The sequence below is a fragment of the Kitasatospora sp. HPM-01-4 genome (assembly GCF_051374625.1).
Lineage (GTDB): Bacteria > Actinomycetota > Actinomycetes > Streptomycetales > Streptomycetaceae > Kitasatospora.
Genome location: NZ_JBPQGP010000005.1, coordinates 2,640,374 through 2,655,098 on the forward strand (window position 1 = coordinate 2,640,374; position 14,725 = coordinate 2,655,098).

The window sequence follows — 14,725 nt, forward strand, 5'->3', positions numbered from 1 at the left end:
ACCATGGGTGACATCTCCCCCCGACGAACGGATCCCGCATGCGATACCGTGCCATCCGGCTTGCTGTCATGGCCATGGCTACCGTTGGCCTTGCCGCCACCACCGCCTCGACGGCCGGCGCCGACCCCGCGAACGGCGAACTCACCTGCGAGAAGGGCTACTTCTGCCTCTTCGAAGGGCCGCACCAGAGCGGCCGGGTGCTTCTCGCCGAGGACGCGCACGTGACGAAGACCGGCTTCGGTCTCCGCGAGCTGGACGACCTCGGGCCGGCCGTGCGGCCGAAGTCGGTACGCAACCCGATCCCCGACGGCTTCGGCTGCATAGTCCGCCTCAACGACCGGCCGCACTTCGCCGGCGACGAGCAGGAGGTCTCCGGCTTCGGCGACCACGAGCTGGACGGCCGCCCGGTGGGCTCGCTCACCTCCGACTGCGGCTGAGCCCGCCGGGCCGGCCCCGTCCGGCGGTCACGCACGGCCGTCCGCCGCCGGGCGGCGGGCTCGCCCGGCGGCGGAATCGGCATCAGCGGCCCGTGGAGGACCAACCGGGTTGTGCGTCAGGTGACTTGAGCGGAACCGCGTCCGCCGGCGCCGCCGTGCGGGTGGCGGTCAGTACCCCTTCGCCGGCCGGCTGGAGTCCGCCTGCTGGACGTTGTGGGTGAGGTTCGAGCCGTCGCGCGAGACGTGGTAGGTGTCCATGATGTAGTTCATGGACGCACAGCAGTTGGCGACCGGGTCGTAGATGTCGGTCGACGTCCCCGGCTGGTGGTACGCGGCGAAGGTGGTCGGGATGCACTGCCAGCCACCGCGCGAGCAGTCGGCCGGTGCGCCGTCCGCCACCCGCTCGCCGCGGGCGTTGGTGTCCCAGGTGCAGATCTGCGAGTGCGGGGCGTTGTAGCTGGACTCGCGCTCGGCGATGGTGAGCATGCCGCGCATCCAGTTGGCCCTGGCCTGCGGATCGGTGATGCCCATCTTGTCCAGCGCCTGGTTGATGTAGTCCTCGGTGGCGTCCTTGCCGCCCTTCCACGAGCCCGCGCCGCCGTAGGTGACCTCGGAGACCTTGATCTCGCTGGCGGTGCTGACCTGGCCGTCCGGCGCGCCGTGGCCGCCACCGCCGCCGCTCTCGTGGCCACCGCCCTCGTGACCGCCCGAACCGCCGCTCTCGTGGCCGCCCGAGCCGCCGTGGCCGCCGGTGCCACCGCCCTCGTGACCGCCCTCGTGACCGCCCGAGCCGCCGCCGTGGCCGCCGGAACCGCCGCCGGACGGCTGCGGCTTCGGGGCGGCGGGCGGCTGGTGCTGCTGATCGTTCTTCTTGAGGTCTTCCTCGATCCGCTTCTCGGTCGCCTCGTACTCGGCCCGTACCGCCTTCATCCGCTCGGCGCCGTCGGCGATCTGCTTGGCCAACTGCTCCTTGTCGGCCTTCAGGCGGTTGGCCGCGGCCGCTATCCGCTTGACGTCACCGGCCACCTCGAAGGCGATTCCGAAGCCGGCTATCCCGGCCAACGGGCTCGCGGCGAGGTCGACCTCGGTCGCCCTGGCCAGCGTCTGCGAGATCTGTGCGAGCTGCTGGTTGAGCTGCTCCATCCGCTCACCGACCGAGCGCCAGTCCTGCTCGATCTTGGCGAGTTCCTGCATCTGGTAGCCGAACTGGTCATTTTCCATGTCGGACCGATACCCCCGTGATTTCTTCGTGCTGTTGCTGGAGAGAGAGTCCGCCGACCGCCGGCTCAGTACGCCTTGGCCAGGCGGTCGACCGACTGGCTCAGCGAGGACAGGTCGTCGGAGACCGTGTTCATCTCGCCGACCCGCGCCTGGGCGTAGCCGACGAAGGCGTCGGAGGCCGGTCCGTGCCAGGTCAGCTGGCCCAGGGCGGCGCCGATCTCCTTGGACAGCCCGTCCATCTGCTTGCTCAGCTCGGACAGCTCGTTCGCGATCCGGTGCAGATCGGCCTCACCGCCGCCGAACATCTGGGTCAGCGCCCAGTGCGCGATCTCCGCAGGTGCCATGACGATGTCCTCGCCGACCTTGACGGCGTCACCGGCCAGGCTCTTGGCATCGTTCCAGGCTTCTCCGAGGAAACTCATTTCCCACTCCCCCATACGTTCTCGGCTGATAGCGCGTCAAGAGGCTATCGAACACAAAACCGCTCGACGAGACCCCCCTTTCGCCTGGAATACGCACCGGCCACCGGCCGAGTTCCGCATCCTCCCGACGGCATGTCACGCCCTGTTCATGTGAAGGCCGCCGCGCTCGGAGTGAATTGGCATCAGTTGTACAGCCAACTCGACCCAGCCGCACCAGCGTTGGCGCGGCGGACAGGATCTCCGTGGCGACAGGCTCCACCCTCGTCCTCGGCACTTTGGCCAACCCCACCGAAGGCGACAGGCTCACCTTCCACTGGACCACCGACACGCCCGACCCCAAGAACTGGGTCGGGATCTACGACGGCACCCGGCAGCCCGGCAACGGCGCCTCGCTGGTGTGGAAGTACACCGCCGGTGACGCCGGTGACGTCCAGCTGGACACCTCCGCGCTGACCGGTGGCCCGTACACCGCGTACCTGCTGGCCAAGGACGGCTACGGCGTCCTGGCGCGGACCACGCCGTTCAGCTTCCGGCCGAAGCCCGTGCCCGTCCGCGGGCACCTGGCCGTCGACGCTCTGACGGCCACCGCGGTGACACCGGGCGCGGCGGTGGCCGCCAGGCTGGGCGGCCTGTGGACGCACGGCACGGGGGCGGTCGGGTACCGCCGTACGGGCGGGGACTCCTGGCTGGGCGTCGATCCGGACGGGACCGTCAAGGGCACCGCGCCGCACACCGCGCCCGCGCACCCGGGCACCGTCACCGTCCAGGCCAAGGACGCCTCCGGTGCCGTGGACACCCTCACCGTCCAGGTGCCGGTACGGGCCGCCGACCACCCGGTGCGGTTGAAGGTGGCCAGCTGGAACCTGTGGGACGCGGGCACCCACAGCACCGACGGCTTGGAGAAGCAGCTGCGGGTGATCCTCACCCAGGGTCTGGACGTGGTCTCGCTCCAGGAGACGGCGGGCACGGCGGCCAAGGCGCTGGCCGACGCGCTCGGCTGGTACGCGTACCAGAGCGCGGGCAGCATCGGCGTCCTCAGCCGCTACCCGCTGACGGCGGTCACCGGCACCACCGCCGAACTGCCGGCCGCCGCGGTCACCGTCCGGCTGCCCGGCCGGCGCGACGTCAGGCTGTGGGCCGCGCACCTGGACGAGAACGACTACGGCCCGTACGCGGTCCAGGACGGCAGGAGCGCCGCCGAGGTGGAGGCGGCCGAGACGGCCTCCGTGCGCGGCCGACAGGCGAAGACGCTGGCGGCCGCGGTGCGGGCGGACATCAGGGCCGGGCACCGGGTGATCCTGGCCGCCGGCCTCTCCTCCCCCTCCCACCTGGACTGGACGGCCGCCACCGCCGCGGCCCACTCCGGCGTCGGCCCGCTCAAGTGGCCGGTCACCGTGGCGCTTCAGGACGCCGGACTGACCGACGCCTACCGCCGGGTCCACCGTGATCCGGCGGCCTCGCCCGGCAACACCTGGTCGCCGACCCGCCGGCAGCGCGGCGGCAAGCCGGAGCCGCAGGACCGGATCGACCAGGTCCAGTACGCCGGAGCGCTCACCCTCGTCGAGGCGCACACCCTGGCCGTCGGCTGGCCGCAGGCCGAACCGAACGCCGCCGCCAACGAGTGGCCGTCCGACACCGCCGCCGCCGTCGCCACCTTCACCCTCTGAGAGGCAGTCCATGTCCAAGTTCAGCCGCCGCGGTTTCGTCGGCGCCACCGCGGCCGCAGGCGCGGCCGCGGTGGTCGGCCTCCCGTCCAACGCCTCCGCCGAGCCGGCCGCCGAGGCCGCCGCCAAGCGACACTCCGGCACCGTCAGGGACGTGAGGCACGTGGTGATCCTGATGCAGGAGAACCGCAGCTTCGACCACTACTTCGGCACCCTCGGCGGAGTCCGGGGCTTCGGCGACAGGCAGGCCCTCCAGTTCCCCGACGGCGGCAACGTGTTCCGCCAGCCCGACGCCGGGCGCGCCGACGGCGGCGTGATGCTGCCGTACCGGATGGACACCACCAGGTACAACGCGCAGAACGCCGGCGGTCTCGCGCACGACTGGGCCACCGGTCACCAGGCGATCAACAACGGCGCGATGAACAAATGGGTCGCTGCCAAGGGCGAGCGCACCATGGGCTACTTCACCCGCGCCGACATCCCCTACCAGTACGCCCTGGCGGACGCGTTCACGCTCTGCGACGCGTACTTCTGCTCGCTCGCCGGCCCGACCGACCCCAACCGGCTCTACCTGTGGACGGGTACCTCGGGCCCGGGCCGCGACGGCACCACCGGACCGTGGATCGACAACACCCCGGTCACCAACAACCCCGTCGCGGACTGGACGACCTACGCCGAGCGGTTGGAGTCGGCCAAGGTGAGCTGGCGCGTCTACCACAACCCGAGCGAGGACGAGCGGACCGGCGACTACGACGACAACGCGCTCTCCTATTTCAAGCAGTTCCACAACTTCCCCAAGGACGACCCGCGTTACCTCAACGCCATGACCAAGTGGGACCTCACCGCCTTCGACCGGCACTGCAAGGACGGCACCCTCCCCACCGTCTCCTGGCTGGTGGCGCCGTACCTGTTCTGCGAGCACCCCAACGCGAGCCCGGACTACGGCGCGCACTGGGTCGACACCGCGCTGCAGTCGCTGATGTCCAATCCGGACGTGTGGCGGCACACCGTCTTCCTGGTGATGTACGACGAGAACGACGGCTACTTCGACCACATGGTCCCGCCCGTCCCCGAGCCGGGCACGCCGGAGGAGTACACCCAGGGGCGGGCGATCGGGCTCGGCAACCGGGTACCGCTGTGGGTGGTCTCGCCGTGGTCGCGCGGCGGCTGGGTCAACTCGCAGGTGTTCGACCACACGTCGGTGCTGCGCTTCCTGGAGGTGGTGACCGGCGTGCACGAGCCGAACATCTCCGCCTGGCGCCGGGCCGTCTGCGGCGACCTGACCAGCTGCTTCGACTTCACCAAGCCGGACTTCTCGATACCGGGGCTGCCGGACACCGTCGCACTGATGGCCAAAGCGGACGCGGGGGCCTCGCTTCCGGCAGTCGCCCTGCCCTCACCCGGCGCCCAGGCTATGCCCGTCCAGGAACCGGGCAGCCGCCCGCACCGCAGGCTGCCGTACCGGCCGTCCGCCGACGCGGTGGTGGACCGCACGACCGGCGCGGTGACCTGCACACTCGCCAACTCCGGTACGGTGGCGTTCCCCTACACCGTCTACCCCAACATCGCGTACGCCTTCGCGGGCACCCCGTACACGGTCGCCCCCGGCACCACCGCCGGCTACACCTGGGACGCCTCGGCCACCGACGGCCGGTACGACTTCACCGTGCACGGGCCGGACGGCTTCGTCCGCCGCTTCGCGGGCAGCGTGGTACGGGCCGGACAGAACGACATCGCCGTCCCCTCCATCAAGGCCACCCTGACCGCCTCCGGCCTCGTCCTCCGGTTGAGCAACGACGGCGGCGCCGAGGTCTCCTTCACCGCCGCCCCGAACGACTTCGCGGGCACCGCCCGCACCGTCTGGGTGGCGCCGGGCGCCAGCGCCACCGTCAACTGGCCGCTGGACAAGGGGCGTTACGACGTCACCGTGACCGCCGCCACCGGCACCCGGTTCACCCGCCGCTACGCGGGCACCCTGCACTGAGGCCGCCGGACCGCCTGCCGGGCCCGCCCCACCGGGTCGGGACCGGCAGGCGCGGCCGTGCGGTGGACATCCTGACCGGCGCCGTCCGGCCGGGAGTCCTGACGATGTGTCGATTCGCCTTCCCCAGCCGGTGGGGTCTCGATGAGGGGCCGAGGTCAGACGGTGCCGAAGTCACCGCTCTTCACGCCCGCCACGAAGGCCGCGAAGGCCTCGGTGGAGAAGGTCAGGGCCGGGCCCTCGGGGTCCTTGGAGTCGCGGACGGGGACGGTGTTGGAGGCGACCAGGTTCCCCGCGACCTCGACGCACTCCCCGCCGTTGCTGCTGTATGAAGACTTGAACCAGTGAGGTTCGGCGGTCACGGTAGTTCCTCCCTTAGCTGCCTGATCAGGGCCACAGAGTCCGCCTGTGAGAGCGCGTGGGCCTGTAGCTGATAGTAGGCCGTGAGCGCGGGCAGTACCGCGCCGCTGTCACGCTCCAAGTTCCCCTGCTGCGCGCTTTCGGCGTAGGACATCAGCGAGCGATCCTCAAACGTGAGGATGTACACCGGAAGGTCGAACGCTCGGTCCTCGCCTATCGCGAGCGGGGCGATTTGCAGCACCGTGTGAGGCAGGTCGGCGAAGGCGATCAATGCGCCCAGCTGTTCGGCCATCACCGTTGGTCCGCCGACCGGTCGACGGACGCAGCTCTCATCCAGCACGGCATGAATTAGCGGCGGGGGTTCCCGGCGCAGGCTGGCCTGCCGACGTGCGAGGTAGGCCACCCGTTCATCGGCCTGTTCCTGCGCGATGCTTCCTCGACGTACCGCGCCCGCCGCGATGGCCCGCGCGTAGGCCAGGGTTTGCAGCGCTCCCGGCACAATGCCAAGCGTGAACAGGCGCACCTCTACGGCCTTCGACTCCCGTTCCACGTACTCCGGGAAGCCTTCGAGAAGCGCTGAGGACTTGAGATCAAGCGCCTTGCGGGTGAACACGCGGTCCAACCCAAATGCTTTGTCAAGTTGGCGAGTTAGGCGCGGCGTTGGGGAGCGTCGACCAGTTTCCACGGCTGACACGTGCGTGGGGGAGTAGCCAATGGCACTTGCCAAGTCTTCCTGCCGCCATCCCCGTTCCTCTCGTGAGCTGCGGAGAAACACTCCAAACTCGGCCTCAGGGGAGGCATCGGGGTCTAGCTCAACCTTGTTCATGGGCCAGTGTCCTTACTCTCCGAGCACATCTGACAGGTTGAAGACACTTGGACTGTACGGGACAGTGAGTCGCCCCGGTAGTGGGATCGCTACAGAGAGGAGCGGCGGTGGCGACGCGTAGAAGGGTCCCGCAGGCGCTATACCAACCCCAAGTCGGCGAGATTGTTGAGGACTTGGCGCACGGGGGCGTACAGGGCGTCTACATGGGGACCGAGGAGGGTAAGGTCTTCCTTCGTCCCCGGGGTGGCGGGCAGGAGTGGGAGACCTACCCGAGCGAGATCGAACCGCTCGGGACCGCATCGTGAGCACGACCAGCGCCCTCGATACCTACCGGATCGGCCGGGGTGGCGCGGTAGTTGAGCGCGCATCCCAGACCCCCGGGGCGGTGATCGGCAGTGGGCTTGATGGTCAGTACGTCGTCGCCCTGGTCGGTGGACCCGTTTGCCGGGTCAGTCGCGAAGAGATCCGCCCGGCCGACACCACGGAGCAGCTGCGCGTCGCCATGGCCGCTCAGCGTGTCGTCCACCGCATCCGCCACGCCGGAACGGGGGATGCGCGGTGACCGACCCCGCCAAGTTGGTTGAGCGGGACTCCCTGTTCACCGCCGACGACGAGGAGTTCGTATTCGGCGCGGGAGGCTGCCAGTGTCCCCAGCGGAGACAGGGCGGGTGCGTCGAGTCTCTCGGCACGCTGATGATCGGCAAGCTCGTGACTGACCATCAGCGGCGCGTCGGAAAGCTGATCGGCATCAGACGGGCCACCGACCCGGTGACCGGCGTCATCCGCGCGACGATCATCCTCCTCCGGTCCGTCAGCAAGTCCACGGGCAGGAACACGACGTGGGCGATCCGGTGTGCGGGAGTCGCACCCATGAAGCCCAACCGCCGACCCGGGGGGCGACCGGCCAACGGCGAAGGAGAAGAACGAAGTTGAGCGAGATGACCAAGCCCGAAGCACCGACCCACCCCAACCCCCTCATGGTCAACCCGCCCCCGCGCCGAATCGGCTGTCTGGTGATCGCCTTCAACGACGCGGGCGAAGTCCTCATGGTCGACCCCGATTACAAGGACAGCCTGATCCTGCCCGGGGGGAGCGCCGAACCCGGCGAGGCGCCCAACGAGGCCGCCGCCCGACACTTCGTGCTCGAAACCGGGCTCGTGCTCGACCTGTGGCAGATCGTCGCCGTGGACTACGTTCCGGCGGGCGAGTACCCCGAGGGAATCAACATCGTCTTCTCGTGCGGCGTTCTTACGCCCCGCCAGATCGAGCGGATCAAGCACTCTGAGGGGACCCACCTTCGCGGCCACAAGTTCGTGCCCATGGCAGAGCTGCACAAGCACACGTCCCCGCACACCCGACAGCGCATCTCGCAGGCGTGGCACGCCCGATACGACGGGCAGGGCATCCCGCTCCTCGTGATGGGCGAGCCGGTCAACTGACGATGAGCAGTCGTGCGAGGCGCGCTATCGGCCGTCGCCACCGGCGAACAGGGCACATCCTGAGTCAAGTTGCCCGTGCCCGGCGGATCGCATGGCAGAGCAGGAAGTCCGACGACGCACCGCAGCACCCCGGCGTGAAGCAGGGCCGGTGGCGCACGGGCGAGGACCCGCCGACCGAGTAACCCCCACAGACCCCCGTCGACGCTCCCCCTGCCGTCGGCGGGCGCTCCGGAGCGCTCCCATCCGCTCCGTGGAGCACCCCGGCCCAACCCCCGCACAGGGTGGGCCGGGACCAACACTCCCGCTGCGCCGGTTGTGCCACGTCCGGCGCAGCGGGCGCCCCACCCCCGGGGGAACCGTGATCACAACGGGGCGGTGGTGGGCACTCCAACCCCAACTTGGAACGGAGCAACAGCCCATCCCTGAGGTCAAGTTGACCCAGCCTTCCGGCGACGAGTACCGCGGAGCCGCGAAGGCCAGCACCGAGGGGGCGCACATGCTCCACGACAAGGGCGAGTCCGCGCACACGGCCATCCAGGGCGCCAACCTGGCCAACACGAAGGCCGCTGAAGCGGACCGCAAGGGCTGAGCCCAACGACTCCCGCCGGAGCACCCCGACGGCGGGATGTGCTCCAGGGCGAATGCAGCCGGCCCTGTTGAGCACCCCGGCCCAATTCCGGTAAAAGCATGCCGAGTTGGGCCGGGCACAAAGACCCCCGCCCCGGATCGCTCATTCACACCGTCCGGGGCGGGCACCAGACCCCCGCCCTGGTGCCGGGCAACCGGTCAGACCGGACGACCAGGGCGGGCCCCAGATCTCCCGTCCCGGGGGTTGGTTGAGGTCCATTCCGCCCGGGGCGGGGCACCAGCTCCCACTCCGACCATCTCAGTTCTGGACAAGTCGAGTCAGTCGGGGTGGGATTGCACAACTTGGCTACTTAGCCAAGCTGTTGAACTGTCGGCACCGCCAAGGAAACGGAGGCGCAGAACAGATGAAACAGACGCCCGCACCGTGGGGCACGAAACGAATGGGACCGTACGCGGCTACCACCACGGTCCCGAAGTACACGCCCGTGATCGACCCCGAAACGCAGATCGCTGTGATCGTGGACGAGAACGGCCGTACGATCGAGATGGGAAGCCACGGCACCAGCACCAGCGGTCTCACGCCCACTACCACCACCCCCGGTGACGGGGCCGGTCCCGGTGGGCCGACCGATGCCGACAGTCACGAGTCCTACGACCAGGACCAGAGTTCCGGCTGATGAATGACAGTAGGTCGGTGCTGGTGTTGACCAACCCCTACGACGTGACCACGGATGTGGTGTTGCGGTTGCTCGCCCAACGCCGGGTTCCCGTCGTCCGTCTCGACCCCGGTGCCGACCTGCACACGGGTGCCTCGTTGACTGCCGCGTACAGCACGGGCGATCAGCGGGGCACCCTGCGCACGGCAAGTCGGGATATCGACACCAGCCGGATTCGGTCCGTCTGGGTTCGCAGGCCCTCGCCCTACGAGGGGCCACCGGGGTTGAGCGACCAGGATCGCCGGTTTGCCGCTGAACAAGCCCTGTGGGGCGCCGGGGGCATCCTCGCGTCGCTGCCGGGCGCGCACTACGTCAACCACCCATGGAACAACCGGGCTGCCGAGTACAAGCCGACACAGCTCTCGACCGCTCGGCGCTGCGGGTTCCTGCTGCCCGACACGGTGATCACCAACGATCCCGAAAAAGCACGGGAGTTCGCGACCTACCAACACGGCGGGATGATCTACAAGCCGCTGTGGAACACGCCGTACCGGGTGGACGACCAGCCACATAGCGTTTGGGTTCGTGAGGTGCACGGGCACGAGATCACTGACGCTGTGTCGGTCTGCCCTCACATGTTCCAAGCCAAGGTGGACAAGGCGTTCGACGTGCGGGTGACCGCCGTAGGTGACCGCCTGTTCGGTGTCCGAATCGACAGTCCGGATCTTGACTGGCGCCACCGGCAGGACTTGATGACCTGCACGCCGGTCGAGATCCCCGAATCGGTTGCGCGTGCGGTCGCCGCCTACATCGCCGAACTTCGTTTGACATACGGCGCGTTCGACTTCGCCGTGACCGCCGCGGGTGACTGGTACTTCCTTGAGTGCAACCCGAACGGCCAATGGGCGTGGCAGCCGGCGGAGACCACTGCGGCAATCGCTCGCGCCATCGCCGACCAGCTAGAGAAAGGACCCGACACGTGAGTACATCGGCTCAGCTCCGCGCCGCCATGGCGGACGGACTCACCGAGGACGACAAGGTCACCGATCCGGCGTGGATCGGTGCCGCCAGGGCGGTGCCCCGGGAACTGTTCGCGGGGTCGTACTTCGTACCGGTGGCGGGCAGCGTCCCGACCAGCTACCGCCCCGTGCGAGAGGGCGCGTCCGGATGGCTGGAGGGGATCTATACCGACCAGACACTCATCACCCAACTCGACGGACATACCAGGCCCGACGATGTGGCAGAGGGCACCGTGACCGGTTCCCCTTCGTCGTCGTCCACCCTGCCGTCACTGGTCCTGAGGATGTGGCAGCAGCTCGACGCGCGACCGGGACACAGGGTGATCGAGATCGGCACGGGAACCGGCCTCTCGACCGCTTACGGTGCGCACTGCCTCGGGGATGCCAATCTCACCAGCATCGAGTATGACCCGGTGGTAGGCGGGGCGGCTGCCGAGGCAATCAAGGCCGCCGGATACGCGCCCCGCCTGATCATCGGCGACGGACTTCGCGGAGACCCCGACGGGGGGCAGTACGACCGGCTCATTGCCACATGTTCGGTCCGCTACATCCCGCTCCCGTGGCTGTATCAGGTGAAGCCGGGCGGAAAGATCCTGGTCACCCTGTCGGGGTGGAGCTACGCGAACGCCCTTGCGCTGCTCAATGTGACCGACCCCGGGGAGGCTACGGGCCGGTTCCTGCCCGGCTACACGAGTTTCATGATCGCCCGGTCCCACGACCGGCCGCCCCGTCCGACGCTGGCCTTGCTGCCCGGGGAAGAACGCCCGAGCCGGATCGACCCCGCGACACTCGACACCTGGACCGGTGGTTGGGTCGCACAACTCGCAGCGCCCTCGGCGGAACGGATGGGGGCCGGCGGGCAACAGGTCCTCTCCGACGTGGCCACCGGCTCACAGGCCCGCACGGCCCCCGACCCCGACGGCGGATGGACCGTGACCCAACGGGGCCCGCTGCGCCTGTGGGACCGGGTCGAGGAGGCGATGCAGGTCTGGCAGGCGGCCGGTGAGCCGCACCAGGAAGGGTTCGGCATCACGGTCTCGGCTGCCCGACAGCGCGTATGGATCGGGACCGAGGACGGACCGGGCTGGAATCTGCCCATCTAAGAGGCTGCGCAGATAGGCGGTTGGTGGGACCAGTCGGCGGACGAGACAGGCACAGGTTCCTTGATCATGGAGTTGCGACGCTCTGTGATCATTGGGGAGACCTGTGCCTGTGCTGCCATTCTGGCTGACCGAACCGCTCTGGGACCAATTCGCCGCCCTGCTGCCGCAGCGGCCACAGTTCGATCCAGCCCACCCGCTGGGCTGCCACCGACGCCGGATCAGCGACCGGATCGTCTTCGACAAGCTGCTCCAAGTCCTGCGGTCCGGTTGCTCCTACGAGGCGATAGCGGACTCGACCTGCTCGGCCGCCACGATCCGAGGCCGCCGCGACGAGTGGATCGGCCTGGGCCTGTTCGCCCGCCTGAAGCAGATCGCTCTCCAGGCCTATGACCGCGTCGTCGGCCTCGTCCTCGACCAGATTGCCGTGGACGGCGCCATCACCAAGGCCCCCGGCGGCGGCGAAGCGGCCGGACGCTCACCCGTCGACCGGGGCAAGCAGGGCATGAAACGGTCCGGGATGACCGATGGCTACGGCATCCCGCTCGGCCGCGTCCTGGCCGGCGCCAACCGCCACGACTCGCCGCTCCTGGCGCCAACTCTCGATCTCCTGGAGGGACTTGGGCCGTTGCCCGACGAGATCACCGTCCACCTCGACGCCGGCTACGACTCGGACAAGTCCCGTGCCGTGCTCGACGAGCGGAAGCTGTGCGGTCAGATCGCGCGCAAGGGGACCAAGGCGCCGGTCCAGGCCACCCGGCGATGGCATGTCGAGCGCACCCACGCCTGGCAGAACGCCTTCCACCGCCTCGCCCGCTGCTACGAGCGCCGCACCAGCGTCATCGAAGCCTTCTTCGACCTCGCCGACACCGTCATCACCGTCCGCAGTCTGATCCGCCGAGCCTGGACCACCCACCGCTGGGACACCCGCCCCCGACGCCGCCCATGACCAGCCGCCTATCTGCGCAGCCTCTAAGAGGGTGTTCGATAGGGGATTCCCCCCAACTGTCCGGCTTTGGTTCTTGCGGCGCGGACTCGGTTCCAGGATCTCGTGGCGGCCGGGTCCGTGTCCGCGATATTGATCAACTGTGACGGAACGACGCCGGTATCCCTCGGACCTGAAGGACGATCAGTGGGAGCTCATCGAGCCCATGCTGCTGGAGTGGCGACGCACCCGCGCCGAAGGACGTGAGCCCACGACCGGGCTGCGCGAGGTGGTCAACGCGATCCTCTACGTCGCGCGGACCGGCATCGCATGGCGCTACCTTCCGCACGACTTCCCACCCCACACCACCGTCTACGGCTACTTCAAGGAATGGGAACGAGACGGCACCACCGAGCGGATCCACGACACACTCCGTGACCAGCTCCGGGCGAAGAAGGGCCGCCGCATCCTGCCCAGCGCCGCGATCATCGACGCCCAGTCCGTGAAAGCCTCACCGAACGCCCCGGCCGACAGCCAGGGCTACGACGGCGGCAAGCGGGTCAAGGGCCGCAAGCGCCACATAGCCACCGACACCCTCGGCCTGCTCCTGGTTTTGATCGTCACCGCCGCCGGCGTCCAGGACTCCGCCGGCGGCAAGCAGGTCCTGGACACCCTCGCCGCCCAGTGGCCCACCGTGACCAAAGCGTGGGTGGACGCCGGCTACAACAACGCCGTCGTCAAGCACGGCGCCGCACTCGACATCGACGTCGAGGTCGTGGCCCGGGACAAGGAGCAGAAAGGCTTCGTCGTCCAGCCGATCCGCTGGCGCGTGGAGCAGACCTTCGGGATCATGTCCCGGTACCGGCGGCTCCACCGTGACTACGAGGAACTGCCGGACCGGTCACGCTCGATGATCCAGTGGGCCATGGTGAACTCCATGACCGACCGCCTGACCGCCAGCCCGGACAGAACCGGGCAATACCTCCGTCCGAAACCGCCTGCGGCAGCCTAAATCGGTATCGAACACCCTCTAAGGCCCCGATAGGCTCGCTCAGGGCGTAGGCATCCAATCCAGACGATCCATGCCTAACCTGCGCCCCTCGGCCCCGTCTTGCTAGCTACTCGCTGGCGGGGCGGGGCTCTGTCGTCTCGTCGCCCTGGTGCTCGCGCTCCTCAGGCGGGACCACGCGCGACCCCTTGCCCCATCGGGTCTCGATCAGCCCCTGGTCCCGCAAGACCTCCAGAGCCCGCCGAATGGTCATCCGCGCCATGTCGAACCGGGCAGTCAACTCGGACTCGGACGGAAACGGCCGGTCGTCGTACATACCCGACCTGATCTCGTGAGCCAGCTCGGAGGCGGCAAGCCGGTACGGCGGTACTCGCCTCGGACGCTGAGTCGAACTCTCGGACATGCCCAAAGACTAGATAGCCGATTTGAGCGGAGCTACTTAGACGAGTAGACGTGTGGACAACTTAGACAAGTGCTACTACCGTCGAGCACACAAAAAACCCCGGCGACGGCGGCAACCGTCCCGGGGCATGGCCCACAGCTTGAAGGAGCTGGAGACATGCGCCACCTTATCGCCCTCGCCCTTCTGCGGATCCTGCGCAGGGTCCTGCCGGCCCGAGGGGCACACCGCGCCCCCACCCGGCCCGCGCCTGGACCAATCCGCATCGAGCTGGCTGGGCAGTACTGCGCCCCGTGGGCCCAGGGAGAGGCCCCGTACCACCAAAACGCCTGCGCCCTGGTCCGGCCGTACATCGACCGCGAAGCCTGGCGCGCGGAGCTGGACGAGATGCAGCGCCAGTTCGCGCGACGTGAGGCTCTGCGCGCCGCAGGCGCCGGACTGCCCGATCCGGGCTACACCTACCCCGGTGCACACACCCTCGCCGGGGCGGTGGTGTGATGTCGCGCGCGTACGTCAAAGAGCTGTCGGACGGCACCCGCAAGGGCAATGCGCGCGGGCCGCTGCGGTGCCAGCGGGAAGGCTGGCTGATCCTGGGAGGCGACCGCTGCGAACTTCGCTACGCCCCCCGGAATCTGAGGGACTGCCGTCCGTGGACCGACGGAGTCGCCCGGTACCGCG

Annotated in this window: 18 protein-coding genes and 1 pseudogene; 12 read left to right on the forward strand and 7 right to left on the reverse strand. The window is 69.0% G+C overall.

The window, feature by feature from the left end; translation table 11 throughout:
- Positions 1 to 74: 74 nt before the first annotated feature.
- The gene (locus tag ACSMTC_RS11160; protein ID WP_436559508.1) at positions 75 to 437 is read left to right on the forward strand and encodes a hypothetical protein; all 363 of its coding nucleotides are present in this window, start codon (positions 75 to 77) and stop codon (positions 435 to 437) included.
- A 168-nt stretch (positions 438 to 605) separates the two neighbouring features.
- On the opposite strand, the gene ACSMTC_RS11165 is transcribed toward ACSMTC_RS11160, so the two are convergent.
- Both ACSMTC_RS11165 and ACSMTC_RS11170 read right to left on the reverse strand, forming a co-directional pair.
- A complete protein-coding gene (locus ACSMTC_RS11165) occupies positions 606 to 1,658 on the reverse strand; it encodes a hypothetical protein (protein ID WP_436559509.1) in 1,053 nt (350 codons plus the stop codon).
- A 65-nt stretch (positions 1,659 to 1,723) separates the two neighbouring features.
- The gene (locus ACSMTC_RS11170) at positions 1,724 to 2,080 is read right to left on the reverse strand and encodes a WXG100 family type VII secretion target (RefSeq protein WP_436559510.1); all 357 of its coding nucleotides are present in this window, start codon (positions 2,078 to 2,080) and stop codon (positions 1,724 to 1,726) included.
- 242 nt (positions 2,081 to 2,322) lie between these two features.
- Here ACSMTC_RS11170 and ACSMTC_RS11175 point away from each other — a divergent pair, with 242 nt between their 5' ends.
- On the forward strand, positions 2,323 to 3,747 hold the full coding sequence (locus tag ACSMTC_RS11175) for an endonuclease/exonuclease/phosphatase family protein (protein WP_436559511.1): 1,425 nt from the start codon (positions 2,323 to 2,325) through the stop codon (positions 3,745 to 3,747).
- Between the two features lie 10 nt (positions 3,748 to 3,757).
- Entirely contained in the window at positions 3,758 to 5,728 is a 1,971-nt protein-coding gene (locus ACSMTC_RS11180; protein WP_436559512.1) for a phosphocholine-specific phospholipase C, read from the forward strand.
- Positions 5,729 to 5,883: 155 nt separating this feature from the next.
- Here ACSMTC_RS11180 and ACSMTC_RS11185 read toward each other — a convergent pair whose 3' ends face one another.
- From ACSMTC_RS11185 to ACSMTC_RS11200, 4 genes and pseudogenes are all read right to left on the reverse strand, one after another.
- Entirely contained in the window at positions 5,884 to 6,087 is a 204-nt protein-coding gene (locus ACSMTC_RS11185) for a DUF397 domain-containing protein (RefSeq protein WP_436559513.1), read from the reverse strand.
- A complete protein-coding gene (locus ACSMTC_RS11190; protein ID WP_436564651.1) occupies positions 6,084 to 6,698 on the reverse strand; it encodes a DUF5753 domain-containing protein in 615 nt (204 codons plus the stop codon). Before ACSMTC_RS11190 ends, ACSMTC_RS11185 begins: the two co-directional genes overlap by 4 nt.
- A gap of 12 nt (positions 6,699 to 6,710) precedes the next feature.
- Positions 6,711 to 6,911: pseudogene (locus ACSMTC_RS11195) on the reverse strand (helix-turn-helix domain-containing protein); the annotation flags it as partial.
- A 265-nt stretch (positions 6,912 to 7,176) separates the two neighbouring features.
- Positions 7,177 to 7,437 carry a hypothetical protein gene (locus ACSMTC_RS11200; protein ID WP_436559514.1) on the reverse strand — a complete coding sequence of 87 codons (261 nt, stop codon included), beginning with the start codon at positions 7,435 to 7,437 and terminating at the stop codon, positions 7,177 to 7,179.
- Positions 7,438 to 7,469: 32 nt separating this feature from the next.
- On the opposite strand from ACSMTC_RS11200, the gene ACSMTC_RS11205 reads away from it, so the two are divergent.
- The 8 genes from ACSMTC_RS11205 to ACSMTC_RS11240 all read left to right on the forward strand — a co-directional run bounded on the left by ACSMTC_RS11205 (position 7,470) and on the right by ACSMTC_RS11240 (position 13,650).
- Positions 7,470 to 7,844 carry a hypothetical protein gene (locus ACSMTC_RS11205; RefSeq protein ID WP_436559515.1) on the forward strand — a complete coding sequence of 125 codons (375 nt, stop codon included), beginning with the start codon at positions 7,470 to 7,472 and terminating at the stop codon, positions 7,842 to 7,844.
- Positions 7,845 to 7,849: 5 nt separating this feature from the next.
- Positions 7,850 to 8,350 carry an NUDIX domain-containing protein gene (locus ACSMTC_RS11210; RefSeq protein ID WP_436564652.1) on the forward strand — a complete coding sequence of 167 codons (501 nt, stop codon included), beginning with the start codon at positions 7,850 to 7,852 and terminating at the stop codon, positions 8,348 to 8,350.
- A gap of 433 nt (positions 8,351 to 8,783) precedes the next feature.
- The gene (locus ACSMTC_RS11215; protein WP_436559516.1) at positions 8,784 to 8,939 is read left to right on the forward strand and encodes a hypothetical protein; all 156 of its coding nucleotides are present in this window, start codon (positions 8,784 to 8,786) and stop codon (positions 8,937 to 8,939) included.
- A gap of 439 nt (positions 8,940 to 9,378) precedes the next feature.
- Complete coding sequence (locus tag ACSMTC_RS11220; protein WP_436564653.1) at positions 9,379 to 9,615, forward strand: putative ATP-grasp-modified RiPP; 237 nt, start codon at positions 9,379 to 9,381, stop codon at positions 9,613 to 9,615.
- Positions 9,615 to 10,577 (forward strand): ATP-grasp ribosomal peptide maturase, encoded by a 963-nt coding sequence (tgmB, locus tag ACSMTC_RS11225; protein ID WP_436559517.1) that lies wholly within the window; start codon positions 9,615 to 9,617, stop codon positions 10,575 to 10,577. The genes ACSMTC_RS11220 and tgmB overlap by 1 nt, the downstream gene beginning before the upstream one ends.
- Complete coding sequence (gene tgmC, locus ACSMTC_RS11230; protein ID WP_436564654.1) at positions 10,574 to 11,716, forward strand: ATP-grasp peptide maturase system methyltransferase; 1,143 nt, start codon at positions 10,574 to 10,576, stop codon at positions 11,714 to 11,716. The genes tgmB and tgmC overlap by 4 nt, the downstream gene beginning before the upstream one ends.
- 103 nt (positions 11,717 to 11,819) lie before the next feature.
- Entirely contained in the window at positions 11,820 to 12,662 is an 843-nt protein-coding gene (locus ACSMTC_RS11235) for an IS5 family transposase (protein WP_436559518.1), read from the forward strand.
- 139 nt (positions 12,663 to 12,801) lie between these two features.
- On the forward strand, positions 12,802 to 13,650 hold the full coding sequence (locus tag ACSMTC_RS11240) for an IS5 family transposase (protein ID WP_436557617.1): 849 nt from the start codon (positions 12,802 to 12,804) through the stop codon (positions 13,648 to 13,650).
- Between the two features lie 106 nt (positions 13,651 to 13,756).
- Here ACSMTC_RS11240 and ACSMTC_RS11245 read toward each other — a convergent pair whose 3' ends face one another.
- Entirely contained in the window at positions 13,757 to 14,050 is a 294-nt protein-coding gene (locus ACSMTC_RS11245) for a GntR family transcriptional regulator (protein WP_436559519.1), read from the reverse strand.
- Between the two features lie 156 nt (positions 14,051 to 14,206).
- Between ACSMTC_RS11245 and ACSMTC_RS11250 the strand changes: the two genes are divergently transcribed.
- Positions 14,207 to 14,545, forward strand: coding sequence for a hypothetical protein (locus tag ACSMTC_RS11250; protein ID WP_436559520.1), 339 nt, complete (start codon positions 14,207 to 14,209; stop codon positions 14,543 to 14,545).
- The last annotated feature ends 180 nt before the right edge of the window (positions 14,546 to 14,725 follow it).

Excerpts from the sequence above, each read along its gene's own strand:
- ACSMTC_RS11160 (WP_436559508.1), top strand. The coding sequence starts at position 75 with ATGGCTACCGTTGGCCTTGCCGCCACCACCGCCTCGACGGCCGGCGCC.
- ACSMTC_RS11165 (WP_436559509.1), bottom strand. The coding sequence starts at position 1,658 with ATGGAAAATGACCAGTTCGGCTACCAGATGCAGGAACTCGCCAAGATC.
- ACSMTC_RS11170 (WP_436559510.1), bottom strand. The coding sequence starts at position 2,080 with ATGAGTTTCCTCGGAGAAGCCTGGAACGATGCCAAGAGCCTGGCCGGT.
- ACSMTC_RS11180 (WP_436559512.1), top strand. The coding sequence starts at position 3,758 with ATGTCCAAGTTCAGCCGCCGCGGTTTCGTCGGCGCCACCGCGGCCGCA.
- ACSMTC_RS11210 (WP_436564652.1), top strand. The coding sequence starts at position 7,850 with ATGACCAAGCCCGAAGCACCGACCCACCCCAACCCCCTCATGGTCAAC.
- ACSMTC_RS11220 (WP_436564653.1), top strand. The coding sequence starts at position 9,379 with ATGGGACCGTACGCGGCTACCACCACGGTCCCGAAGTACACGCCCGTG.
- tgmB (WP_436559517.1), top strand. The coding sequence starts at position 9,615 with ATGAATGACAGTAGGTCGGTGCTGGTGTTGACCAACCCCTACGACGTG.
- ACSMTC_RS11245 (WP_436559519.1), bottom strand. The coding sequence starts at position 14,050 with ATGTCCGAGAGTTCGACTCAGCGTCCGAGGCGAGTACCGCCGTACCGG.
- ACSMTC_RS11250 (WP_436559520.1), top strand. The coding sequence starts at position 14,207 with ATGCGCCACCTTATCGCCCTCGCCCTTCTGCGGATCCTGCGCAGGGTC.